This is a genomic window from Accumulibacter sp. (assembly GCF_031732815.1).
Lineage (GTDB): Bacteria > Pseudomonadota > Gammaproteobacteria > Burkholderiales > Rhodocyclaceae > Accumulibacter.
The window spans coordinates 1-24,306 of the sequence record NZ_JAVMKF010000043.1 but is presented as its reverse complement, the minus strand read 5'-3'; the positions used below and the strand labels follow the sequence as shown (position 1 = coordinate 24,306).

At 59.0% G+C, this 24,306-nt stretch carries 19 protein-coding genes; 17 read left to right on the top strand and 2 right to left on the bottom strand.

Going from position 1 to position 24,306, the window contains the following annotated elements:
- The first annotated feature begins 6 nt into the window (after positions 1 to 6).
- The 12 genes from RKP46_RS03615 (at position 7) to RKP46_RS03560 (ending at position 15,550) form a co-directional block, all read left to right on the top strand.
- Complete coding sequence (locus RKP46_RS03615; protein WP_311105356.1) at positions 7 to 1,188, top strand: DegT/DnrJ/EryC1/StrS aminotransferase family protein; 1,182 nt, start codon at positions 7 to 9, stop codon at positions 1,186 to 1,188.
- Positions 1,189 to 1,935 (top strand): nucleotidyltransferase family protein, encoded by a 747-nt coding sequence (locus tag RKP46_RS03610; protein ID WP_311105355.1) that lies wholly within the window; start codon positions 1,189 to 1,191, stop codon positions 1,933 to 1,935.
- A gap of 26 nt (positions 1,936 to 1,961) precedes the next feature.
- A complete protein-coding gene (locus RKP46_RS03605) occupies positions 1,962 to 2,900 on the top strand; it encodes an NAD-dependent epimerase/dehydratase (RefSeq protein WP_311105354.1) in 939 nt (312 codons plus the stop codon).
- A gap of 13 nt (positions 2,901 to 2,913) precedes the next feature.
- Complete coding sequence (locus tag RKP46_RS03600; RefSeq protein ID WP_311105353.1) at positions 2,914 to 3,846, top strand: hypothetical protein; 933 nt, start codon at positions 2,914 to 2,916, stop codon at positions 3,844 to 3,846.
- An 84-nt stretch (positions 3,847 to 3,930) separates the two neighbouring features.
- Positions 3,931 to 5,097: a sulfotransferase domain-containing protein gene (locus RKP46_RS03595; protein ID WP_311105352.1), complete on the top strand. Its 1,167-nt coding sequence runs from the start codon at positions 3,931 to 3,933 to the stop codon at positions 5,095 to 5,097.
- A gap of 190 nt (positions 5,098 to 5,287) precedes the next feature.
- Positions 5,288 to 5,965 carry a sulfotransferase domain-containing protein gene (locus RKP46_RS03590; protein ID WP_311105351.1) on the top strand — a complete coding sequence of 226 codons (678 nt, stop codon included), beginning with the start codon at positions 5,288 to 5,290 and terminating at the stop codon, positions 5,963 to 5,965.
- Positions 5,966 to 6,102: 137 nt separating this feature from the next.
- The gene (locus RKP46_RS03585) at positions 6,103 to 6,645 is read left to right on the top strand and encodes an adenylyl-sulfate kinase (RefSeq protein WP_311105350.1); all 543 of its coding nucleotides are present in this window, start codon (positions 6,103 to 6,105) and stop codon (positions 6,643 to 6,645) included.
- Positions 6,642 to 7,424 (top strand): methyltransferase domain-containing protein, encoded by a 783-nt coding sequence (locus RKP46_RS03580; protein ID WP_311105349.1) that lies wholly within the window; start codon positions 6,642 to 6,644, stop codon positions 7,422 to 7,424. Before RKP46_RS03585 ends, RKP46_RS03580 begins: the two co-directional genes overlap by 4 nt.
- 6 nt (positions 7,425 to 7,430) lie before the next feature.
- The gene (locus tag RKP46_RS03575) at positions 7,431 to 9,746 is read left to right on the top strand and encodes a PEP-utilizing enzyme (protein WP_311105348.1); all 2,316 of its coding nucleotides are present in this window, start codon (positions 7,431 to 7,433) and stop codon (positions 9,744 to 9,746) included.
- Positions 9,743 to 10,360, top strand: a complete 618-nt coding sequence (locus RKP46_RS03570) for a gamma-glutamyl-gamma-aminobutyrate hydrolase family protein (protein WP_311105347.1) — start codon at positions 9,743 to 9,745, stop codon at positions 10,358 to 10,360. Before RKP46_RS03575 ends, RKP46_RS03570 begins: the two co-directional genes overlap by 4 nt.
- 124 nt (positions 10,361 to 10,484) lie before the next feature.
- Positions 10,485 to 11,198: a phosphocholine cytidylyltransferase family protein gene (locus RKP46_RS03565; protein WP_311105375.1), complete on the top strand. Its 714-nt coding sequence runs from the start codon at positions 10,485 to 10,487 to the stop codon at positions 11,196 to 11,198.
- Between the two features lie 83 nt (positions 11,199 to 11,281).
- Positions 11,282 to 15,550, top strand: a complete 4,269-nt coding sequence (locus tag RKP46_RS03560) for a glycosyltransferase (RefSeq protein ID WP_311105346.1) — start codon at positions 11,282 to 11,284, stop codon at positions 15,548 to 15,550.
- Positions 15,551 to 15,952: 402 nt separating this feature from the next.
- Here RKP46_RS03560 and fliB read toward each other — a convergent pair whose 3' ends face one another.
- Positions 15,953 to 17,179 (bottom strand): flagellin lysine-N-methylase, encoded by a 1,227-nt coding sequence (gene fliB / locus RKP46_RS03555; RefSeq protein ID WP_311105345.1) that lies wholly within the window; start codon positions 17,177 to 17,179, stop codon positions 15,953 to 15,955.
- A gap of 201 nt (positions 17,180 to 17,380) precedes the next feature.
- Here fliB and RKP46_RS03550 point away from each other — a divergent pair, with 201 nt between their 5' ends.
- On the top strand, positions 17,381 to 18,130 hold the full coding sequence (locus tag RKP46_RS03550; protein ID WP_311105343.1) for a flagellin: 750 nt from the start codon (positions 17,381 to 17,383) through the stop codon (positions 18,128 to 18,130).
- A 73-nt stretch (positions 18,131 to 18,203) separates the two neighbouring features.
- Here RKP46_RS03550 and RKP46_RS03545 read toward each other — a convergent pair whose 3' ends face one another.
- On the bottom strand, positions 18,204 to 20,684 hold the full coding sequence (locus RKP46_RS03545) for a tetratricopeptide repeat protein (protein WP_311105344.1): 2,481 nt from the start codon (positions 20,682 to 20,684) through the stop codon (positions 18,204 to 18,206).
- Positions 20,685 to 20,897: 213 nt separating this feature from the next.
- Between RKP46_RS03545 and RKP46_RS03540 the strand changes: the two genes are divergently transcribed.
- From RKP46_RS03540 to fliS, 4 genes are all read left to right on the top strand, one after another.
- Complete coding sequence (locus RKP46_RS03540) at positions 20,898 to 21,647, top strand: flagellin (RefSeq protein ID WP_311105343.1); 750 nt, start codon at positions 20,898 to 20,900, stop codon at positions 21,645 to 21,647.
- Between the two features lie 80 nt (positions 21,648 to 21,727).
- Positions 21,728 to 22,105 (top strand): flagellar protein FlaG, encoded by a 378-nt coding sequence (locus RKP46_RS03535; RefSeq protein ID WP_311105342.1) that lies wholly within the window; start codon positions 21,728 to 21,730, stop codon positions 22,103 to 22,105.
- A gap of 17 nt (positions 22,106 to 22,122) precedes the next feature.
- Positions 22,123 to 23,460, top strand: a complete 1,338-nt coding sequence (gene fliD, locus RKP46_RS03530; protein WP_311105341.1) for a flagellar filament capping protein FliD — start codon at positions 22,123 to 22,125, stop codon at positions 23,458 to 23,460.
- Between the two features lie 34 nt (positions 23,461 to 23,494).
- On the top strand, positions 23,495 to 23,905 hold the full coding sequence (gene fliS, locus RKP46_RS03525) for a flagellar export chaperone FliS (RefSeq protein ID WP_311105340.1): 411 nt from the start codon (positions 23,495 to 23,497) through the stop codon (positions 23,903 to 23,905).
- Positions 23,906 to 24,306: the final 401 nt, after the last annotated feature.

Genomic DNA, 24,306 nt, shown 5'->3' with positions numbered 1-24,306 from the left:
AAGAACATGGCGACACCGCTCCGTTTTCCGCTGATGCGCAACAACATCCTGCGCGAGGACCTCGACGCGGTCATCGAACACCTGAAGCAGGACGACCCGATGCTGACCAACGGCGCGCACGTGCGCGCCTTCGAGGAGGAGTGGTCGCGCTGGCTCGGCGTCCGGCACAGCGTGTTCGTCAATTCCGGCGCTTCGGCCAATCTACTGACGCTGGCCCTGCTGAAGATCCGCCACCCCGACGGGGGCGAGGTCATCACCTCGCCGCTCGGCTGGGTTTCCGACGTCGCCTCGATCATGCAAAACGGCTTCGTTCCGGTCTTCGCCGACATCGACCCGCGCACGCTGTCGATGTCGACCGGAAAGATCCTCGAAAAGATCAACGACCGTACCCGCGCAGTGCTGCTCACGCATGTCCAGGGCTTCGACGGCCTGAGCGACGAACTGCTCGCCGAGCTCGACCGTCGCGGCATCCGGCTACTCGAGGACGTCTGCGAATCGCACGGCGCAACGCACGACGGGAAACGCCTCGGCAGCTTCGGCTGGGTATCTAACTTCTCGTTCTACTACGCCCACCACATGAGCACGATTGAAGGCGGCATGATCTGCACCGACGATCCCGAGGCCTACCAGCAACTGCGCGTCCTGCGCTCGCACGGCATGGTGCGCGAAGCCACCGACCAGGCTGTACGCGACCGCTACCGCAACGAGCATCCGGAACTGAACCCGGACTTCATCTTCGCCTACCCGGCCTACAACGTGCGCAACACAGAGATCGGTGGCATTCTCGGGCGCAGCCAGCTGAAGCGCCTCGACGCCAACGTTCGCCGGCGCACCGAGAACCTGCAACGCTTTCTCGCGCGCATCGACGCCCGGCGCTACCGCAGCGACTTCAAGCTCGAAGGTTCGAGCAACTATGCCTTCAATCTGATCCTGCGCGATGCAGACGACGTGCTCGTCGAGCGGGTGATGGCCGTCATGCGCGAGAACGGCATCGAGTTCCGCCGCGGCAGCGCGGGCGGGGGCAACCAGGCGCGCCAGCCCTACCTGAAGGGCGTCGTTCCCGAGGGCTCCCACACTGAATTGCCGGAGACCGAGCATGTGCATTTCTACGGCTTCTATCTCGGCAACTACCCGGACCTGCGGGCGGAGGAAATCGACGCCCTCTGCGACATCCTGAACGCGGTCTGAATGCAGACGCACGGCATCGATCGCAGCATGGATACCGCCATCGTGCTGGCCGGCGGCCTGGGCACCCGGCTGCGTGCCGCCGTGCCCGACCTGCCGAAGCCGATGGCACCGGTCGCCGGCCGGCCTTTCCTCGAGCACCTGCTCGACTACTGGATCGCCCAGGGCATCCGCCATTTCATCCTCTCGGTCGGCTACAAGGCCGAAGTCATCGAAGCCCGTTTCGGCACGCGCTACCGGCAGGCGAGCATCGACTACGCGGTGGAAGAAACGCCACGCGGCACCGGCGGCGGCCTGCTGCTGGCAGCGGCACGGCTGACGGATCGAGCCCGGCCGTTCCTCGTCGTCAACGGCGACACCTTCTTCGCCGTATCGCTCGATCAACTCGCCGAGGCGCATCGCGCCCATGACGCCGACTGGACCTTCGCCCTCTTCAGAACCACCGAGAACGGCCGTTATCTGGGCATGCCCCTCGCGGAGGACGGCCGTATCCGCTCGCTCGACACCGGGGCGAGCGAAGGCGAGCGGCTGGCCAACGGCGGTGTTTACCTCGTCTCGCCTGGTGCGCTCGCGCGCGCCACCGCGGGCCTGGACACCGGCCGGGCGCTGTCGCTGGAGAATGACCTGCTGCCGACGCTGATGGCACAGGGAGGCCGCCTGTTCGGCCTGCCATGCACGGGCAGCTTCATCGACATCGGCATTCCCGACGACTATCGACGGGCCGGCGGGCTATTCACGAATTCCGACTAACCGACAATACGATCACGGAGACTCTCGTGTCCTTCAACATCCTCGTCACCGGCGGCGCCGGCTACCTCGGCTCGACAATGGTTCCCGACCTGCTTGCTGCCGGGCATCGCGTCACCGTGCTCGACAACTTCATGTATCGCCAGTCGAGCCTGAACCACGTCTGCCACCATCCGGATTTTGACATCGTGCGCGGCGACATCCGTATCGAAAGCACGATCAGGCCGCTGCTCGCCAAGGCCGACATCGTCATTCCGCTCGCCGCCTACGTCGGCGCGCCGCTCTGTTCGCAGGACCCGGTGGGAGCGCAATCGGTCAACCACGACGCCATCCTGACGATGCTCAAGCTGCTCTCGCCGCAGCAGCGCGTTCTCATGCCGACGACGAACAGTGCCTACGGCAGCGGCGACGACAACAACTTCTGCACCGAGGAATCGCCGCTGCGGCCGATCTCCAAGTACGCGATCGACAAGGTCGAGATCGAGCGCCACCTGATGGCGCACGCGAATGCGATCAGCTTCCGTCTGGCCACGGTGTTCGGCATGTCGCCGCGCATGCGCACCGACCTGCTGGTCAACGACTTCGTCTACCGGGCGGCGCACGACCGCTTCGTCGTCCTCTTCGAGAGCCATTTCAAGCGCAACTACATCCACGTGCGCGACGTGTCGCGCGCCTTCCAGCACGGCATCGCCAATTTCGAGACGATGCGCGGACAGATCTACAACGTCGGCCTGTCGGACGCCAACGTCTCCAAGTACGAACTGTGCGAGCACATCAAGCGCCAGGTGCCGGACTTCGTTTTCCTCGAGGCCCCGGTCGGCAAGGACCCGGACCAGCGCAACTACATCGTTTCCAATGCCAAGCTGGAGGCGACCGGCTACCGCCCCGTGGTCAGCCTCGACGCCGGCATCACCGAGCTGCTGAAGGGCTACCGGATGCTCAAGAACAACCAGTACGGCAACGTCTGAGGCTGGGACGGCGATGGAATTCAAGCTCGTCTACGGCAACCACGGCAAGGACCCGTTCCACATCATGGACACCCTGCTGCTGGTGAAGCTTTCGCTCGAAGCCCTCGGGCACAAGGCCGATCTCGAGGCGCAGATGACGCCGGGCAAGACGAACATCCTGCTCGAATGCTTCACCTACGACTTCGTCGAGGCCATGAAGGAAGTCGCCCGCACGCCGGGCACGGAGTTCATCATCATCGCCACCGAGTTCGTCACCGGCGACACCTTCAACGACTTCAGCCACGTCGATGAAGAGCCGGCCCTCGACTCGCACTACGACATTCCGCAGTACTGGCGGAAACGCTTCCGGACCTTCCTGCTTGCCCAGGAGAAGGCGCGCGCCATCTGGCACCTGGCCGACAGCCAGGTCGAGCCGTTCCGGCAGGCGACGGGGCACCCGCGGGTCGCCTATCTGCCGCACGGCTACGTCGAAGGTTTTGCCCGCGTCCGCCACAAGCCGGCGGAGCACAAGGACATCGACGCCATCTTCACCGGCACGCTGACCCGCCATCGCCACACGCTGATCCGCGAACTGGAGCAGCGCGGCATCCGCGCCGTCGCCACCAAGCCGGTCAACTTCGTGCAGCGCGAAGACCTGGTCGCGCGCGCGAAGATCGGCCTCAACATCCGGCAGACCGGCCGCTGGCGTTACCCGTCCAATAGCCGCTACCACTTCCACCTGAGCAACGATTCGCTGCTGATCTCGGAACAATGCGAGGTCAAATGCGATCTATCGCCGTACATCATCGAAGCGGACACCGGACGTTTCGCCGATTGCTGCGCCGAATGGCTCACCGACAATGCATGGGCGAGCGAGGCGCGCATCCGGCGGGAGCAATTCATGAGCGGCATGCCGATGCCGACGCTTATGGCGCAACTGCTCGATGCGACGAACACCCAACCGTGACAAATCAATATGTTTGCGCGGGCAAAGATCGAACGTGACGGGGAAGCACTAGATCAGGCATTCGCAGAGATGGGAACCCCTGCCATGCGCATCAATCTCGTCTCGCCGCCCTTTTCATGCGGCGTTGCGTGGCTCGCCAATCTACTGTTGGCCCTCGACGTTCGTGCAACCAATGCGGGCCACGCGGACCATTGGCAATGTAACAGCGGAGAATGGACCATCGGCGCCACGGCCGAGTCCCATCTCAAGTGGCATTTGCCAGTCTTGCACCAACGAAACAAATTCCGCTTCCGCGAACCAGTCGAAGTCGTTTGGGAGCACCGTCTCGATTTCGCCGAAGGACCGGCCTGCCCCACAATTCTGTTTGTTCGCGATCCGCGCGATGCGGTCCACTCACTGTACCGGCGGCAGTACGAAATGCATTTCACTTTCCCGGAGTATCTGGCTCGTCCCGACATCTGGCCAGACCATTTTCCGAAGTTGTTCAGGTTGCCGCCATTGGAAACGTTTTCCTATTACGTTTCCTTTTGGCTCACCATGGCAGCTAGGGCGCCATTGCTGCTTGTCCGCTTTGAGGATGCGAAATCTCGACCAATTGAGACGGCGACCCGAATACTCGACTTCATTGGCATACACCGAGCCATTGACGAGATAGAGCGCGCGATTGAGTCCTCCTCCTTTGATAACGCGCGACAAGCGATGCTATCGACGGCAAGGGAAACGGGCCGGAAATTCCTGACCGCAAGGAGAGGGCAACCAGGCGAGTGGCGCGAGAGCTACGACGAAGCAGCACTCGCCTTCGTCACCGGTCCGGTTATCGAGATCCTGGAACGCCTTGGCTATCAGAAAGCGGGGCTTGCCATGATCGGTGAGGCGGATATGCGTCGCGACGAGAACCTCGATACGCTACTGAGGAACTGCTTTGCAGGCGCCACGCTGCGAGTTGCGCGAGAGACCGCGATGGCGTGCATCGACGGACGCGCCTTGCCGCTGGCATCAATCGCAAGGTCCATCGCCGACGACACATCGGAGACAGGGGAGACGCGTCACGCATTGGCGGCACTCGTGCTTGCAGCCGAGTACGTCGAAAGCATCTTTACCAACGATGACGCTCAGTCGCAGGAAGCCAAACGACTGAGCCTTGCCACCTTCTATCGGCTGAACCTGAGACACCTGTCGCATTTGCCAGTTCGCTGCAATGTGCGGACGACTCTGCACTACCTCAAGACCATGTCCGCGGCAACACTATGACCGCGACAAACAACCATGGATGCCTTCAGGATCGCCAATTTTCCGACAAGGCGGTTTCCCCTCACTGTCATGTGCCGTACTTGAAGAATCCCGTATCTTTCGCCAGCTCTCTCCTTCAACAGACTCATTGAAAACCATGTCCAGATTCAACATTGTGTTTTGCAACCTCCCGAACTCCGGCAGTTCGGCAGTGGACCCCATCCTGCGCGACATCTTCTCGCACAGCGGCTATTTTTTTACGCCGTATGGTCCGGAAGGAACGCATCGCTTGCGAGACGAACTCAATCGGGGAGAAATCCAGGAACCCTTTTATCATTGGACGCACGATCCGGTGGAAACCTTCTCGGGTTTGATCGGGAATCCGGCTTATCGATTCATATTCATGCACAGAGACCCTCGCGATGCCGCGGTCTCCTGGGCGCACGATCTCCATATGCGTCGCGCATTGGGAGAAAAGGACCTTCAGCAGGTTCTGGAAGTGGTGGTCGAGCACATCCAGCCACCGCACGTAAAAGCCGCCGTCGAGTGGATTCGATCAGATTGCATGACGATCACGTTCAAGGAGATGGTGCAGGACATGAAATCCGTCATACAACGCATTCTCGACCATGTCGGATACTTTGACGCCGATTTCGGCGAGCGCATGTCGGACACCGAAATCCAGCGCACGATCGCAAAATACAGCTTTGAGGCCGTTGCCGGCCGCAAACGTGGAGAAACCGGAGAAACGATCCGGACCGGCTACATGGTTCGCAAGGGCGTCAGTGGGGAATGGAAAACGCTGTTTCCCCCCGAGTTGCTTCGCCGATATGACGAGAAGATAGGTCGGGAAATCGAGTTGCTCGGGTATCCGCCCTCGATGCCGTGACCGGTATTCACTTCCATGCGCGAGCGCCATCGCCGACAAGGTAAAGACACGAAGATTCCTATGTTGTATGTTGACCCGCATGACCATCTGCACGAACCGGAGCGTCATGCGCACCACAGGGATACAGGGAGCAGAAATTGAACACCGATAGAGCCGTCATCTGGATTACCGGGCTATCGGGTTCAGGAAAGACAACGCTTGCGCACGAGGTTACCGGCAGATTGCGGGCGACGGGTAAATCGGTCGTCATGCTCGACGGCGACGAGTTGCGCGAGGTTTTCGGCGCCGCAGCCGCCAATGCGAGCAACCACGGGCGCGAAGGAAGACTGTCGCTGGCCATGCAGTACGCACACCTTTGCCGCGTCATCGCCGCCCAGGGGGTGACCGTGGTGATTGCCACCATTTCCCTTTTTCGAGAGGTCCACGCATGGAACCGCGAGAACCTGCCGGGCTACTTCGAGGTATACCTCAAGGTGCCGCTCGACGAATTGCGCCGTCGAGACCCGAAGGGCATATATCGCCGTTTTGATGCAGGCGAACTCGCTAACGTGGCCGGGCTGGATCTACCAGTTGACATCCCGGAGGCAGCGGACTTGATCGTTCCGTATGATCCAGGGCAGGCCGCTTCGGTAGCTGCGGAAGAGTTGATAACGATCATGGATTCAAGGAAAAAGAAATGAGCAGACAGCTTTCTCCAGGTGACTTTACCGGTTTGGCAAAGGATTACTCCCGACATCGCCCCGACTATAGCCCATCGGTTCTCAAGGCGCTGCTTGGGCTACTCAACAAACCCGCAGACGCCATCGACTTCGCAGACATTGGTGCTGGCACTGGCATCTGGACGCGCATGGTGTATGCAGCGGGTGTCAAGTCGATCGTTGCTGTCGAGCCGAACGAGGACATGCGGAGCAACGGCATCGCCGACTGTCGGCATACATCGATCCGTTGGCTGGCGGGAAACGCCGAACAGACCAGCTTGCCAACCGACTCCGTCGACTGGCTGACGATGGCGTCTAGTTTCCATTGGGCCGATTTCGAGACTGCGACCCGCGAATTTCATCGTGTCCTGCGACAGAACGGACGTTTTTGCGCGCTATGGAACCCTCGCCTGATTGAAGTCAATCCCCTGCTGGTAGAAATCGAAGCTCACCTAGACACACTGCGCCCGAACATCAAGCGCGTTTCCTCCGGCCGCTCAGGCATAACGGAAACCCTCACCGAGCAATTGTGGGCGTCTCCATACTTTGATGATGTCGTTTACCTGGAGGGGCGTCACGTCATCGAAATGACGCCGGCGCGCTATCTGGGCGCGTGGCGCTCGGTAAATGACTTGCGGGTGCAACTCGGCCCGGAGAAATTCGATGCATTCCTGTCGTTTGTCGAACAGCGAATCGCCGATCTGAATGTCATCGAAGCGACGTATCTGACCCGTGCTTGGTCGGCACGCCGCCGGGATTGATTAGCGATGGCACTCGCGTTCTCAACCAAGGCAGGCACCTTGAACCGTTTGCAAGGAATTATGAAATCGGCGCGCATCGCACCGCTGAGAACGCTCACAGTCGCCGATTGGCAGGCAGACCAACCGTCCTGCTTGAGCGCGACAAGGGAATCTCTAGGCGAGGGGCCATGGATCGTCCGCTCCAGCTGCTACCGCGAAGACAACCTTGAAACATCCAACGCCGGTGCCTACCTGTCCTTGCCAAACGTGGATGCAGAGCAACTGGCAACGGCCGTCGCTCAAGTCATCGCCTCCTACGGGGCCCCGCTGCCGGAGGACGAGGTCTTGATTCAACCCATGCTGGGCGGGGTAATCCGCGCCGGTGTAGCGTTCTCGCACGACCCAAATACCTGCGCTCCCTATCGCATGGTCAACTGGTCGGAAGGCTGCAACACATCGGCGGTAACCAGCGGCACGGGGGGGCGCGTCTGGCAGCAGGCAGCTGCGAGTACACTCACGCCGCCACCAAGCATGGCGCCGATCGTTGCGATGCTCGACGAACTTCTCGATCTGTTCGGCGGAACGCCCGTCGACTGCGAGTTTGCCGTGACTCGCGAGGGAGAGGAGGAAATACTCTGGCTGTTGCAGGCCCGACCGCTTATCCTTTCGTCCCCTCCTGAATCTTCAGCCCATCAGGCAGCGCGGCTGGAAAGCATTCAGCACAAGATGGCGCGTGGCATGCAGCCACATCCCTTCCTGATGGGGCGACGCACGGTTTATGGCGTCATGCCGGATTGGAACCCCGCGGAAATTGTCGGCATTCGCCCCAAGCCACTCGCCCTATCGCTGTATCGAGAACTGATCACCGACGCCATCTGGGCCTACCAACGGCACAACTATGGCTACCGGAACCTGCGCAGCTTCCCGTTGATGCCCCATTTCTTCGGACTTCCGTACATAGACGTACGCCTATCCTTCAATTCCTTCATTCCGGCCGATCTGGACGACGGGCTGGCCGGGCGCCTCGTCGATCACTATATCGACCGTCTTCTTGCCGAACCGACTCTGCACGACAAGGTGGAATTCGAGATTGTTTTCTCGTGCTATACGCTGGATTTGCCGAGCAGGCTGGAAAGACTGGCAAAGGCCGGGTTCGCAAAACATGAGCGGGACGCAATCGCTCACAGCCTGCGCAAACTGACCAATCGCATAGTGCACCCCAAGGACGGCTTATGGCGCAGCGATGCGGCAAAACTCGACACCCTCAATGCGCGACGAGAGCAATTGATGGCTTCCACGGCCGATCCACTGGCTCGAATCTACTGGCTGCTGGAGGATGCAAAGCGGTACGGGACCTTGCCGTTTGCAGGATTGGCCCGTGCGGGCTTTGTCGCCGTGCAGATGCTTAAATCGCTGGTGGCCGTCGGAGTGCTTTCCCCTGCAGATTTCGATGCGTTCATGTCAAGCATATCGACCATCAGCGGCCAGTTAGCACGCGACCGCGCCACCCTTGACCAGACAACATTCCTCGCCCGGTATGGTCATTTGCGCCCCGGCACCTACGACATTCTCTCGCCGCGCTACGACGAAGCACCGACGATCTATTTCGACTGGAATCAGCGACTGCCCGCACCGGAATCTGTCCAGCCATTTGCCCTAACCCTACCGCAAATGCGGGAAATCGTAAGCTTGCTGGAGGCTCATGGCCTGCAACCGGACCCGGTGGGACTGTTCGATTTCATGCAGGCGGGCATAGAACTTCGCGAGTTGGCCAAGTTCCATTTCACGCGCAATCTGTCGGACGCCTTGGCATTGATGGCAGAGGTCGGTGCCCAGCACGGATTTAGCCGGGATGACCTCGCCTATTCCGATATCGGCGCATTCAAGGAGCTGCATGTCGCCGCAGCCGACCCTACGGAGGTCCTTCTGCGCAGCATCGAGCAAGGCAAGGCTCGCTACGCGGAGACGCTACGGATCTCTCTGCCGCCACTGATTTCATCTCCTGACGATGTATGGGCTTTTGAATGGCCTGAGACGGCCCCAAATTTTATTACCCAGAAGCAAGTTACCGCTGCGGTAGTGGGATGTGATGCGCGAGAAAGGCTGTCCGGTGCGATCGTCTGTATCCCGAACGCAGACCCCGGCTTCGACTGGCTGTTCGCTTATCCTATTTCCGGTTTGATTACGGCGTGGGGTGGGGCAAATTCTCACATGGCTATCCGCGCCGGCGAGCTGGGTTTGCCATCAGTCATAGGTGCAGGGGAAATACTCTACCGTCGCTGGTCTGGAGCACGCCAACTTCACCTGGATTGTGCCGGGCGGCGGGTGGATATCCTGTCATGAAAATTGTCGCCGTTTCTCAGCGCATCGATTTCCATCGCGAAAGAGGAGAGACTCGGGATGCGCTGGATCAACGTCTTATTTCGTTTCTTCTGGCGGCAGGATGCCTTCCGGTTCCAGTACCCAACAATCTCTCCTTGGACGAAACAACAGAGGAATCGGCTCAAGTACGGCTGAATGACTGGCTGACAACGCTTGCCATCGGTGCCATCGTCCTCTCGGGCGGCAACGACATTGGTCAATACGAAGTGCGTGACAGGACGGAACGTTGGCTGCTCGACCAAGCGCGAGACAAACAGTTGCCCGTGCTTGGCATCTGCAGGGGCATGCAAATGCTCGCGCACTGGGCCGGAACTGCCCTGCACCCGGTATCCGGACATATACTTACCCGGCACCGACTCTCGGGAATAATTGATACCGAAGTCAATAGCTATCACGCTTTTTCGCTGGTCGATTGCCCAAACGGATTTGAAGTGCTTGCACGCAGCAACGACGGCGAGATCGAAGCCATTCGCCATTTGGCGCTACCATGGGAAGGATGGATGTGGCACCCGGAGAGGGAAACGGATTTCGCCGCAGCAGACTTGTTGCGCGCCAGGAGCCTACTGCATGTCTAGGCTAGCCAACAAGACAGCTGCTGATATCGATACCGACCTCCCTCCCGCCCCTCTTGTGAAACCGAGCACCCGACAGCAAGTTTCCGCCGATTATCAGCGCCCACACAAGCGACAGAGCAACGCCATGAGAGCCATCATCCTCGCCGCAGGACGCGGCAGCCGCATGAAACATCTGACCGACGAACGACCGAAATGCCTAGTGGTGTTTAGGGAAAAGGCGCTTCTTGACTGGCAGCTGGAAGCCCTGCGCACTGCCGGAATATGTGAGATTGCGATCGTCACTGGCTACAAGCGTGAATTGTTGCTCGATCGAGGGCTCGTCGAGTTCTACAATCCTCGGTGGGCTGAAACCAACATGGTGTCGTCGCTGGCTTGCGCCGAGTCTTGGCTGAAAGCTGAGCCGTGCATCGTCAGCTATTCGGATATCTTCTATACGCCTGCGGCCGTGCGATCCTTGATCGAATGCAACGCAAAGCTGGCCGTCACTTACGACCCGAACTGGCTGGAACTCTGGACACGGCGCTTCGGGGATCCGCTGCTAGATGCGGAAACCTTCCGTTTGTCGGAAAAAAACACATTGCTGGAGATCGGAAACAGGCCGACATCAGTCGATGAGGTACAGGGACAATACATGGGTCTACTACGCTTTACGCCGCAAGGATGGTCCGAAGTAGAGCGGATACGTGGAGATTTGACACAGGAGCAACGTGACCGAATGCACATGACAGGCACGCTGCAAAAGGTCGTTGAAGGACAGCGCCTTACGATCACGGCACTCCCCTATCGAGGGGAATGGGGCGAGATCGATTCAATCGAAGATATGGCTGCCTACATTTAAAAATAGGCAACGATCAGGCATTGGCGATGAATCTCCGGTCAGGACACGAAACAATTGGCGAAGCTCGCCTTATCCGAGAAACGATGGCCAACATCCTTCTATTCGACCTGCCCTGCTCTGGCTGGGACGTCATTGACAGCGTACTACGTGAAATCGCTCCCGTCTGTGGATACAGCATCGATGAGGGGAACACATCGTCAGACTCACGACCACGCTATCTGACGCGGCCACAATTTGATGCATCCCCCCTCTCCGTTACCCTCCATTGCCATTGGAGGAACATCGTTGTCCTGCGCGATCTTCGAGAGGTCGCCATAAGCTTTGCTGACCACCTCCTCCAACAGGGAGAAGCCATAGGATTGGGGCGCCACAGTTTGGCGGACGCCATAGAAATGGTGATCACCCACAACTTGCCAAAGGCGCTTGAAGCCCTGCGAGGCCTGCCAGCCGACCCGCAAACAATTATCATCCGCTACGAAGACATCCTGCGCGATGCCGATGCCAGCATCCACTCGCTTCTCGCTCGCTGCGGTCTGACCCCTCCTCGAGAAAACGTCGAAAGCGCGATTCGCCGCCACCTTTCGCCTTGGCTCGAAGCTCAGAAGCGCAATCTCCGCCTTGGTTGGCACGACCACGACTTCGATGCATCGATACACAACCTTTTTCAAATTTTCTTAGGCGATAGTCAAGCATTGCTGGGCTATGCCGCCGATGAGCAGCCGAACGATCACCTCCCGCCCAAACGACAGCTAAGCATGTTTTCGGCCTTGCGCCGCCCCTACTACATCTGGGCGCAGGACTACAGGCAATCGTCGGCCGGAATTCGCTGTCTGCACTATCTCTGTCACGCCCTCAACGAGCTGGGAGAGGAAGCCTACATTACCCCTGCAGCAATGACCCACCCATCTCTGCGCACCCCGCAGCTTACGGACGGAATCATTCGGCGACATTTTCTGAGTGGGCGAACCCCAATAGCCATATATCCCGAAGTCGTTGCCGGCAACCCACTTTCGGTACCAATTATCGCCCGGTGGTTACTCAACCGCCCCGGCCATATCGGCGGCGACACCCATTTCGAGCCTTCTGATCTTATTTTTCATTTTTCCAACTGGTGCCTGCCGACAGGCATCGACGACAGCAAATTGCTCAATCTGCCGACGCTCGATACAGCAATATTCAATAACAAAGAAAACCAGAACGATAAAAGCCGCAATGGACTTGCCTACTACGCCAACAAATACCTCGTTGCCGGCGGGCGGGTCGCGCCGGAAATCGCTGCCGGCGCACTCAGCCTCGGACTGGAAACACCCCGTGCGGCGAACGAACTCGCGGAAATTTTCCGTCAGTCGGTTGCCCTCCTGTGTTACGAACTCTCGAGCATGATTCCGGAAGCGCTTGCCTGCGGTTGCCCCGTATTGATTATGCCCAGCGACTACTGGGACCGACATGGCGATCCCAGCATTCTCGACCTCAAGGGCATCGCATTGGCAACGGAGGCCGGTGCGCTGGAAAGAGCCCAAGGGGAAATTGCAGAAGCCTGCTACACGGACGACAAGGCGGAAAGCTATCGCTGGTGGCAGATCAAGCGTCTCGTCACTCAAACGCAGCAACACGAATGTACCACCACCTCGAAAATAACGATGCCATGGTGCATTCCCAGACGGGAGCGGCTGCGGCATCTGGACGAAATAAACCGGTTCTACGCCGGCAAGGTTGCAACTGAGGCCACTGCCGAAGACACGTCGGCAACACTCCCCACGCTGACGCCGTCTATCGCAGCCATCGCTAGCGAACGACTGCGCTCGGAGCGCTTGCAGTCAATCGAACTAATCGTCGTCGCCACCGAGCCCGTCCGGTCGCTGCTTGCGGCAACACTCGAGTCGCTGGACATCCAATGTTATCCAACGCTCGCGATCACCGTCGTCGCCCCGCCGTCGATCATCGACGTAGCAGCAGGAAACGGCCGGCGCTGCTTGCCGCAAACGGAGAATCACTGGCTAGCTGCACGCGAAGCGCTGGCTGCCTCGACAGCGGAATGGTCCGGTATTGTCAGAAGCGGCGACTGCCTCGCGCCAACTGCCTTGGCAATGTTTGCGGGCCGAATTATCGATACGACAGCACCTGAGGTGCTTTATTCCGACACGGCTGACACCGCAGTGGACAGCCAACGCATTCAACTCCACCTCCTCCCAGATTTCGACATCGATCTCGTCCGCGCGGGCAATTTCCCGTTTGGCCTGCTGCTGGCGCGCACCGAGCGTTGGCGTGATGCTGGCGGCTGGCGCGTGGCCCCGGCCGGGATCGACACACTCGATGCGGCGCTGCGCCTCTACGAGCAAAGCGGGGCTGCAGCCATCGGCCACGTCGCCGGCGCATACCTGGTCCGCCATCGCAACAATCAGCCCTTCCTGCCGACCAATCCGCAGATTATCGCCCTGCGCCAGCAGATCGTGCTCGAACATCTTGTACGATGCGGCGTTTCCGGCAACGTTATGCCCGGCCTTCGCGAAGAACTAGTCCATATCCGCTACCCGGTCGCGCAACCGCCAAAGGTCAGTCTAATCATCCCCACCAAAGACAACGGCGCTGGTCTCGAAACCTGCGTCCGCGCGGTAATGGAAGTAACCGACTACCCGAATCTGGAGTGCCTGATCATCGACAACGGCACCGTCGAGCCTAGCGCACGTGCCTATCTTGACAATCTAGCGGTTTCTGCAGCCCCCAACTTCCGGGTCGCGGCCTTCGGTTACCCGTTCAATCCTGGCGCAGTCGCTAACGCCGCCGCCGAGTTGGCCAGTGGCGACCTGCTGCTTTTCCTGCACGACGACGTCGAGGCGCTGCAGCCGAGTTGGATCCATGCTCTTGTGGAGCAATGCCTGCGCCCTGGCGTTGGGATCGCCGGCGCCCGCCTGCTCGCCAGCAACGGCACGATCGCCGAGGCAGGCATCGTACCGATGCAGATGGGCCTTGCCGACAGCCCCTTCGCCGGGCTTAGCCCGGATACCCGAGTAACTGCCTCACGCCTACAGTCGGTTCATCAAGTGTCAGCCATCAGCGGCGCCTGCATGATGGTTCGGCGTGACGTTTTCCAACAGGTCGGAGGCATGGACGCGATCAACTTCCCTGCCCGCGGTGCCGACATCGATTTCTGTCTTAAGGTACGCGCTGCCGGCCATCGCATCCTGTGGACGCCGTTTGCCACGCTGCTACACGACAGCGACGGCACGCTGCGTGGCAACAAGCACGATGGCAACGCCCTGCTCGCAAAATGGGGACGCCGCCTTGTCGAAGATCCGACCTTCAATCCCCGCCTTGCGCTCGACGGCAAGCACGAAGCACTGGAAACCGATCCGGCCTTAATACCCGATCCACTCGCCCAGCCCGACCAGCCAAAGGTCTTCGCCACCTATGCCAATGGCAGCGCGGCCGGACATTACCGACTGGTCTCTCCATTACGTGCGGCCACGAAGGCAGGGAGCGTCAGCGGACACTGGGCTGAGTTCCTGCCGGTACCGGTACAACTCGCCCGTCTGGGCACAAACCATCTCCACGCCCTCACCCCGGTAACGCCGCACCAGCTGCGCGAGTTAGACATATGCAAGCAGTTGATTGGCTGCTCGGTGATTCTTGAACTCGATGGATTGCTTGATGCCAGCATTGGTACCACCGATCAAGACGATCCTTTCCGTCGCATCCGAAGTTGCCTGCGACAGACCGAGGCGATTGTCGATCGCTACGTGACAGGCAGTGCTTGGCTCGCTGTCCAGCTACCCAACTGGACGGAGCGGATCACCGTCATTCCAGACGCATTGGACCCGACGCTGTGGAATGTTGACCGGAGCGAACGGCGTCGAGGAGCCAAATTGCGCGTCGGTTGGCGCGGTACGGAGGAGGATCTGGAAATGATCGCACCGGTGGTGATCACACTGGCCGACAAAGTCGACTGGGTTTTTATCGGCGACTTGCCCGAGGCATTGGCCACTTGTGCCGGCGAACGTTACAAGGCCTTTTCCGCCGAGCAATACCCAAGCAAGCTGGCGAGTCTCAATCTCGATCTAGCGATCCAGCCGCTCGCGATGACACCACGCAACCACTGCGCCAGTCATCTGCCACTGCTTGAGTACGGCTATCTGGGCATTCCGGTCATCGCCACTGATATTCCCGCCCACACTACCGGCCTGCCGGTACGCCTCACCGGCAATGATCTACACAACTGGGTTGAAGCAATCGTTGCGTACGTTCAGCACCCCGACACATGTCGTCAGGACGGCGACATTCTACGACAACATGTTCTGGAGCGCTGGCTGATGCCGCAGCAATTACCAGCTTGGCAGCAACTCTGGCAGACGTGACCGGAGATATTTCTAAGGCCGCACTTGGTAACGAACGCTGATGATCAAACCAGAACAGCTAGCATTCTGGCCTCGAAGGCACCGCCGAAACGCTTACGATCACAAGCACGCCGGCGGTAACGGGTGGCATGCTTGCTCCAAGCATCGACAACCTAGCTTCCGCCTCTACAAACGGAACCGAGCGCATGGGGAACGTACACTGGCATTCACCGGCAGATATTCGGCGGGCCGACAATACGCGACAACCACCGCCATACCTTGTGCCGACAAGGTGAGGCCCAGTACCCGCCAGTAAAAAGGGGCGCAAGAAAATGGCCGAAAAGCACGCCTCCCCAGCCTACGGAAAATCCCGCTTTGCGAAAGCAGCGGTTTAGCGCTTCGTCATAGCGCGCGCCGTATCCATCAGCGGACGAGTTGCATCAGCTTCGCCAGATGCCCCCCCCCGCTGGCGAGCAGCAGCTGGTTGGCCCGGACTAAGAACGACGGGGTATGCATCACAATGCGGGCGAATACCTGGGCGGTTGCCACCATCGATTTATCGCCCCACCCCCCGGCACCGCTCGCGACAGCTCCGACGAGCAGCAGTCGCAAGCAACCATAAAGGACAACCAGTTCACGCAACTGCTGCGTTGCAGGCCCCTGTCTGCCCCACGGGAAAGCCGCTTGGAAGGATTCGTTTAGCAGAAAGCGACGCAAGCAGCGATCAAGCATCCGAGACGTATCAGATTCCAGTGACTCAAGAATCTCGGCATAGCGCCGACCGATGGCTTGTACGTCAGTGGATGCGCCCGCTACCCATCCGAGGCCCGCCATAGCCCTAGACATGATCCGCTGCTGATGAGGTGATCGCGCACTGGCGACAATATCCCCAAGCAGCAGCGCGATGACGCTGCCCGTAGCCGCGGGGGCAGCCGAGATTCTGCCCACGACCTCCTGAACCTCGCCGGATTCGACGAACGCAACGATTTCCTGCAGGGCACCGGCAAGCTGTGTCGGTTGCAAGCGTGATGAGCACTGGTCGATCTGGTCACACAGGATCCCAAGCGCGACCCAACACTCGGCATTCGACACCCTGTCCTCTGTAAGCAACTGAAGGGCCAGTATCCTCGCCTCGTCTATAATTGCATGATCAAACCCTGTCGCAGCCTCGATCTCAAGAATAGTGCCTGCCGGAAGCGGTACCGCGGCCTCTTCGAAGACAAAGGCATCGTCATCCATCAAGGCTCTGGACGCGGCAGCCGGACAGGAAAAGCTAAGTGTCTGCTCGGCCCTAGCGCCGAGCAGATGGGAAATGCGCGGGTAGTTGTAACAGACTACAGGCAGGGCATTCTCACCCGCCGCCTGCCACAGCAGGCACAGCCCCTCCGATGACAGCAAGGCACAGGCGGCCCCGGAACCCTGGGTGCAAACACGACCACCCTGCGCCAGCGTCTGCGTTTCAGGGCAGGAGTACTGTCCACCGCCCGCCCCCATTGATGACTGAAGCCCATGAAAAAAAACCATTCTGTCTTCTGAAACATTCACATCCCTGCCAAAACAACAGGTATCGGGGCACTCACCCTTGAGACAGGAAAAGCGGGTAACAAATCTCGGCACCAACATCGGTAAGTCACGGACATCCTCAGTCATGGCGGGCCTTCTGGCAGAGTTGAGAGGAAAATGGGGGGAGCCGCAGCGGATTGTAAATAGAAAATGAATTAATCCCCTAAAGATATTTCCTCGGGCTCCGTAGATGCATTTGTCGGCAATCAACGTATCTGGACGGGCCGACCCGGAATTTAAAAGGATTCCGAACCGGTCCAAGTGCGAACTACTGTCAGGAGAACCAAAATGCCTGCTGCACAAATTAACACCAATCTGTACTCCCTGAATGCCCAGCGCAATCTGAGCAAAAACTCGATCGGTCTCGCCACCGCCGTCGAACGCCTGTCCTCCGGCCTGCGCGTCAACGGCGCCAAGGACGATGCCGCCGGCCTCGCCATCGCCCTCGGCATGGACAAGTCGGCCCGTGGCATCAGCGCCTCGATCCGCACCGCCTCCGACATCATCTCGCAGGCTCAGACCGCTGACGGCGCCCTCGCTGTGGTCGGCGACATCCTGCTCCGCATGTCGGAACTCGCCGCTCAGGCGTCGAGTACCACGATCACCGACACCGAGCGTGGCTACATCAACTCGGAATACACGGCGCTCAATACCTCGATCGCAACGGTCCAAGGTAACGCCACACTTAACAGCCAGACCGCGTTCGCCAACGGTGTCTCGTCGGTTGCTGGCCCGGGCGGAAGCGTTGCCACGTCGGGCGGCGCTACGACTGCAGCCGGGGCGATCACTACCTCCCTCGCAAGCGTCGCCTCGAACCGCGCCGTTGCCGGCTCGGTCATCAACAACCAGCAGTTCATCATCCAGTCGTACGAGACGAACTACGAGAACCAGCTCGCCGCCAAGAGCCGCATCATGGACGCCGACTTCGCAGCAGAAACCGCTCAGCTGTCGCGCTACCAGATCCTCCAGCAGGCCGGCTCCGCCATGGTCGCCCAGGCCAACGCCATCCCGCAGAACGTCCTCACGCTGCTGCGCTGATCCAGTAAAGGATCATCCTGACAGAACGGTGCGAGGGTTCTCCTGAACTCTCGCACCTTTCCTCGCTTCATTGCTATGCCTTCCCTCCTGCGGACGTGCGCCATAACGCCCACAATGTCTGGGCAAACCCTGTTGCAAACCGCTCGGCATCAAACAACGGAGAGTGGCGTACCTGTTCGCGCAGCGTGCTGCGCAATTTCTGCAGTCGATCGGTGCTCTGACTGAATTCAACAGCCTTGTCGACATATTCTTTCCCATCCCGCACCACCCAGTCCGGCAATCCCGCCGCTGTCAGGATGCTGGCCCCTTGGCGAGCAAGCAGGGTTGCTCCGGCAAGCGTCAGTGTCGGCACCCCCATCCAGAGCGCTTCACAAGTCGTAGTCCCGCCAGGAAACGGAAAAGTGTCGAGCAGAAAGTCAACTTCGGATAGACCTGCAAGGTACCCTCCTCTTGCATCTGGCAGCGTGAGCTCAACTCTGTCGAGCGCAATGCCGAGGGTGGAGAGGCGCATCCGCAAAGAACTTACGCCTTCCTCACTCACCAATTGAGGGGCCTGAATGCGCAGCCGACTGTGTGGAACAGCCCGCATTATGTCGGCCCAGAGCCCAAGCAACTCTTCGGTGATTTTCTGCAGGTTCTGGATACAGCCAAAAGTAAGGTAGCCACGACGCAACGCAGGAAGATCAGACACCGCAGACGCTCCCTCCGGCACTGAAAAACAAAGGCGCGTATCCGGCAGATAGCAAATCTTTTCGGTAAATTCGGCAGAGTCACTGCAAGGTACTCCGACCCGGTCGACAAGGACGTAGTCAATCTCCGACACCCCCGTCGTCGCAAAATAGGCGAGCCAAGATGCCTGGAGCGGCGCAGGCTTCCAGGCAAAGACCGGCAGACGGTTATGCATCGTATGCCCGGACAGATCAATGAGTACGTGAATGCCGTCCTGATGAATTTTTGCCGCCGCCTCTTCGTCCGTCATGCCAACCAGTGAGTGCCAGCGGGACAGATTTCCTCTGAGCCTGGCTGCCAGCACACCTCCCTCCTCGAACGTGGGATAGGCAAACAACTCCAATCCTCTGGCATCTGTGGCAAAGGCTTGCAGCACCCCGTCGAGGAAATGGCCAACCGCATGTTCCCGGAAGTCTCCCGATACCAGCCCCACCCTCAGGCGAGCAGGCGCATTTTCGCAGTGCCAGGTAACATAGGGCTTACGTACCCTGCTGGCGACTAGTGCTCCATATTTTCTAGCTTCCTCAACACGATACGACAGTGCCTCGGACGCCTGATAGTTATATAAAAACAGCAACATAGAACGCGCCTCTGTATTCTCCGGGTCCAGAGCCACTGCTCGTTTCGCCGAAATGAGGGCCGCACTGAGGTCCCCCAAAAGCTGCGCTATCCAACTTGCAAGCACTTGCAGGGTCGCTGCACCAGGCCGGGATATCATTGCCGCGCGCAGAGTTCGATTTGCGCCGGGCAGATCTCCAGAACTTGCCATAACTCGGATCAGCATCTCCTCGACGTTACAATAGTCTTCCGCATCCTGCGGAACCTTACGAAGAAGTTCAGTAGCCTTGTCGAATTGGCGATCCGAGTACAAGAGGTTGGCATAGGGGATCACCAGTTTCGGCAACGGGCCGCAGAGCGCAACCGCTCGCGCATAGGCGTTACAGGCCTCTTCCCGGTTGTTTAGTGCCAGTTCACAGGCGGCCAGACTCTCCCAGGCAGTCTTGCTTGCAGGATCTATCATTACCGCACGCCGCAAACGGGTGAGCGCGTCATGAAACTCTTTTTTGCGCAGATGAATGGCGGCAAGCCCGAGTTCCGCTGCCAGATTTCCGGGAGAGGCGAGCAGAAATCGGCGTAATGTTGAAGCGGCGTCCTCGATCGCTCCGCGCGCCTCAAGCCCCTGCGAAAGTGCAATAGCGGCCTGTTCATATGCAGGATTCACCTGAAGGGCCGCGCGAAATGCCAACTCCGCGTCGGCCATGGCCCCCTGTTTGCGATGCATATGGCCAAGATTGAAATGTGCAGAGGCGTAATCCGGACGTAATCGCAACACCTCTTCATAATGGCGAGTTGCCGCTCCAAACTCCCCCATTTCCTCTGCTGCCACCGCCCGGTTGAATCGAGCCTCAACCCAACTGGGAACGAGCATAGATGCACAAGCGAAAGCAGCTTCCGCGTCGACCGGGCGGGCCATCTCCAATAGTAGAAGCCCCATGTTGTAGTGCAGAACCGGATCGCGCGGCCTCAACGACAACAGGCTAGAGAAAAGGTGGTAAGCCGATTCATGCTCGCCCGCCCGTTGATAGGCAATCGCCAGCAGACCCAGAGCTTCAGTGTCGTCAGGAAAGAGAGTCTGTGCACGTTCCAGCGCGCCAATCGCGGGCTTCCCTTGCGAAAGTAGCGCCTGTCCAAGCAGCAACCATCCCTTGGCAAAGGTAGGAAATGCATGCGTCAAGGCAGCTGCTTCCATTTCCATCTGCTTGAAGTCTCCGTTAGCGCAAAGCTGTTCGATTTTGCTGACAGCAGCATCTTCCATGAAGCTCATCTACTCACAACCCTTTGTTTTATTTAGATATAAATTCTCTCAAACCCTCGGCCGAACAAACCAACCGGAAAATTCCTCAAGTATCACGCCTCAGTTCCGTAATAGAACTTGTCGGCGGTCACTTCGTGCACCGATGGGCCGACGAAGCAGCAGACATAACCAAACCTGCCGCACAGTCGTCCCAAGACCCAACCTACTGTCAGGAGAACCAAAATGCCTGCTGCACAAATTAACACCAATCTGTACTCCCTGAATGCCCAGCGCAATCTGAGCAAAAACTCGATCGGTCTCGCCACCGCCGTCGAACGCCTGTCCTCCGGCCTGCGCGTCAACGGCGCCAAGGACGATGCCGCCGGCCTCGCCATCGCCCTCGGCATGGACAAGTCGGCCCGTGGCATCAGCGCCTCGATCCGCACCGCCTCCGACATCATCTCGCAGGCTCAGACCGCTGACGGCGCCCTCGCTGTGGTCGGCGACATCCTGCTCCGCATGTCGGAACTCGCCGCTCAGGCGTCGAGTACCACGATCACCGACACCGAGCGTGGCTACATCAACTCGGAATACACGGCGCTCAATACCTCGATCGCAACGGTCCAAGGTAACGCCACACTTAACAGCCAGACCGCGTTCGCCAACGGTGTCTCGTCGGTTGCTGGCCCGGGCGGAAGCGTTGCCACGTCGGGCGGCGCTACGACTGCAGCCGGGGCGATCACTACCTCCCTCGCAAGCGTCGCCTCGAACCGCGCCGTTGCCGGCTCGGTCATCAACAACCAGCAGTTCATCATCCAGTCGTACGAGACGAACTACGAGAACCAGCTCGCCGCCAAGAGCCGCATCATGGACGCCGACTTCGCAGCAGAAACCGCTCAGCTGTCGCGCTACCAGATCCTCCAGCAGGCCGGCTCCGCCATGGTCGCCCAGGCCAACGCCATCCCGCAGAACGTCCTCACGCTGCTGCGCTGATCCAGTAAAGGATCATCCTGACAGAACGGTGCGAGGGTTCTCCTGAACTCTCGCACCTTTCTCCACGAGGAGGAAACGACATGAACGTACCGCCGGCAGTAGCAAGTGCTGGTAGCGCAAATATCCGTCCGGATATTGAGCTAAGGCCTGCGCAGCCTGGAAAAACCGTCGAATCGCTCGACGCGAAGGTCAGAGCTGTGACCTCTGAGAACGCTGCGCAGCGGCTTGAGCCGACTCGCTCCGAAGTGACCGAGGCTGTTAGCCAGATCAAGGAATTTGTGGCGCAATCCGGGAAAGAAATCAATTTTTCGATTGATGAGCAATCCGGCATCCGTGTGGTCAAGGTGCTCGATACGGCTACAAATGAAGTGGTTCGCCAGATCCCGTCGGAAGAGGTTGTTGCGATCGCCCGTGCATTGGATAAACTACAGGGGCTGTTTTTGCGCGATAAGGCTTGATTTGGGAGGGCGTCATCATGGCTGCTTTTAGTTCGCTTGGCGTTGGCGCCGGAATGGATTTGAACACTGTTCTGTCGAAGTTGATGACGGCAGAACGGCAGCCGCTTGTGGCACTTGAGGCCAAGCTTGCTTCAACCAATGCGAAAATTTCGACGTTCGGTCGCCTGAAATCAAGGCTCGACGCACTTGCCTCGGCATCGACCAAGCTCTCATCACCGCTCAACCTGAACGCAGTCACTGCGACCTCAAGCGATACAGCGGTCGCCACTGCGAGCGCTGCATTCAACGCGACGCCGGGTACCTATGCTGTCCAGGTAACGCAACTGGCGACAGCGCAAAAAAGCTTTTCCACCGCCTATGGCAATGCGACGGTATTTGGTCCGGGTAGCCTGGAGTTCACCGTCAACGGGGTCGTCAAGACCGTCAATTTGACTGGCCAGCCTTCATATACGTTGCAAGACATTCGAGCCAAGATAACCGAAGCGAATATCGGCGTCTCCGCAACAGTGGTTTCTGGTAGCGGCGGTGACAGGTTGGTGCTTACTGGCACGACAACGGGCAGCAGCGGAGCGTTTACCCTCGCGGCGGGTGCTGGTTCGGACGCCAGCCTGGTCGGCCTTGCAGCGCTCGACAACATCACTGTCGGACTGGCACGCTCGACCGCCCAAGACGCAGCATTTTCTATCGACGGCATACCTGCGACAGCTTCCTCGAACACCGCAACGACAACGGTGGCAGGTTTGACAATCAACCTTCAGCAGGTTGGAAACACGACACTGACGGTACAAACCGATAGCACGAAAATCAAAGACGCAGTGCAAGCTTTTGTCGACGCTTTCAACGGTATCAATTCTCTGGTCAAGGAAAACAGCGCCTACGACGCATCGACCAAAAAGGCGCAGCCGCTCAATGGCGAAACCACCGTCCGAACGTTGCAGACCGTTCTTAACTCAACCCGCACGGCCACACCTTCTGCACTCGCATCTGCGACATTTCAATCGCTGTCGGCAATCGGCGTCTCGGTTAAACAGGACGGTTCGCTGTCGCTCGATGCAAGCAAGCTATCAAGCCTCATCAGCAGCAACCAGGCCGATGTCGTTCAGACGATCAATGCTTTTGGCTCGGCTTTTGCGGGTGCAATTGCAGACCTGCAGGGTACCGGCGGCGTGATCCAGAGCCGTATCGAAGGCCTGAATGCTCAAGTCAAGAACTACAACGACAACAAGTCGATTCTTCAAGTTCGCATTGATGGCGTGGAAAAACGCTATCGCGCACAGTTTGTCGCTCTCGATCGCATGGTAAGCTCCCTGCAGGCGACCAGCAGCTATCTCGCCAGCCAGCTTACCCCACGATAGCATCATCATCGCTTTTCCGCCGTTGGAGGCGCAAATGTTTTCCAGTCCAATCGCCGCCTATCAACAAGTTGATCGCGAATCGGATATTCGCGGCGCAGACCCGCACCGGCTGATAATGCTCCTGTTTGATGGTGCAATCGCAGCGCTTGATGCGGCTGAGCGGCATATGAATGAAAATAATATCGCTGAGAAATCGAATTCAATCGCAAAAGCAGCCTCTATTGTCTCCGACGGGCTTTCCGCCAGCCTCAATATTCAGGCTGGAGGTGAACTGGCGCAGAACCTTGCGGCACTTTATGACTACATGGTCCGTCGCTTGATGACTGCAAACACTCAGAACGATCTAATTGCACTACGTGAGGTTCGAAGTCTTCTGCAAGAGATTGGCGGTGCCTGGCGCGACATGGGCGACGCTCTTGGGCGTGGCGAAGCGGCAAAAGGCTAACCTTGACCATGAGGGCTGCCTCTCTTTCGCAGCTGGACAGTATGCTTCAGCAGGTGGTTTCTGCTGCCGAACGAGGTGACTGGGACACCGTGACTTCGTTTGCAGAACCACTAGAGACCGCTGTCGCATTGCTCGGCACTAGCCAGCAACGACAGGTGACATCTGAAGCACTATCTGCTACACAGGCGCTACAGAAAAGGGCTCTTGATCTTTGTGCTCACCGGATGGAATGCCTTAGGCCACTAATTCAGGCGTTCGAAGCGAGCGCACCCGACAAGCCGCCATCATGATCCCCTCCGACGTCGCCACCCGCCTGCAGCTCACCGCGGATGCTGCCGTCGCCCGCGCTCCCACCGTCCAGCAGGTTTCCGATGCACTCGCGGATCTTGTTCCGGGGCAGC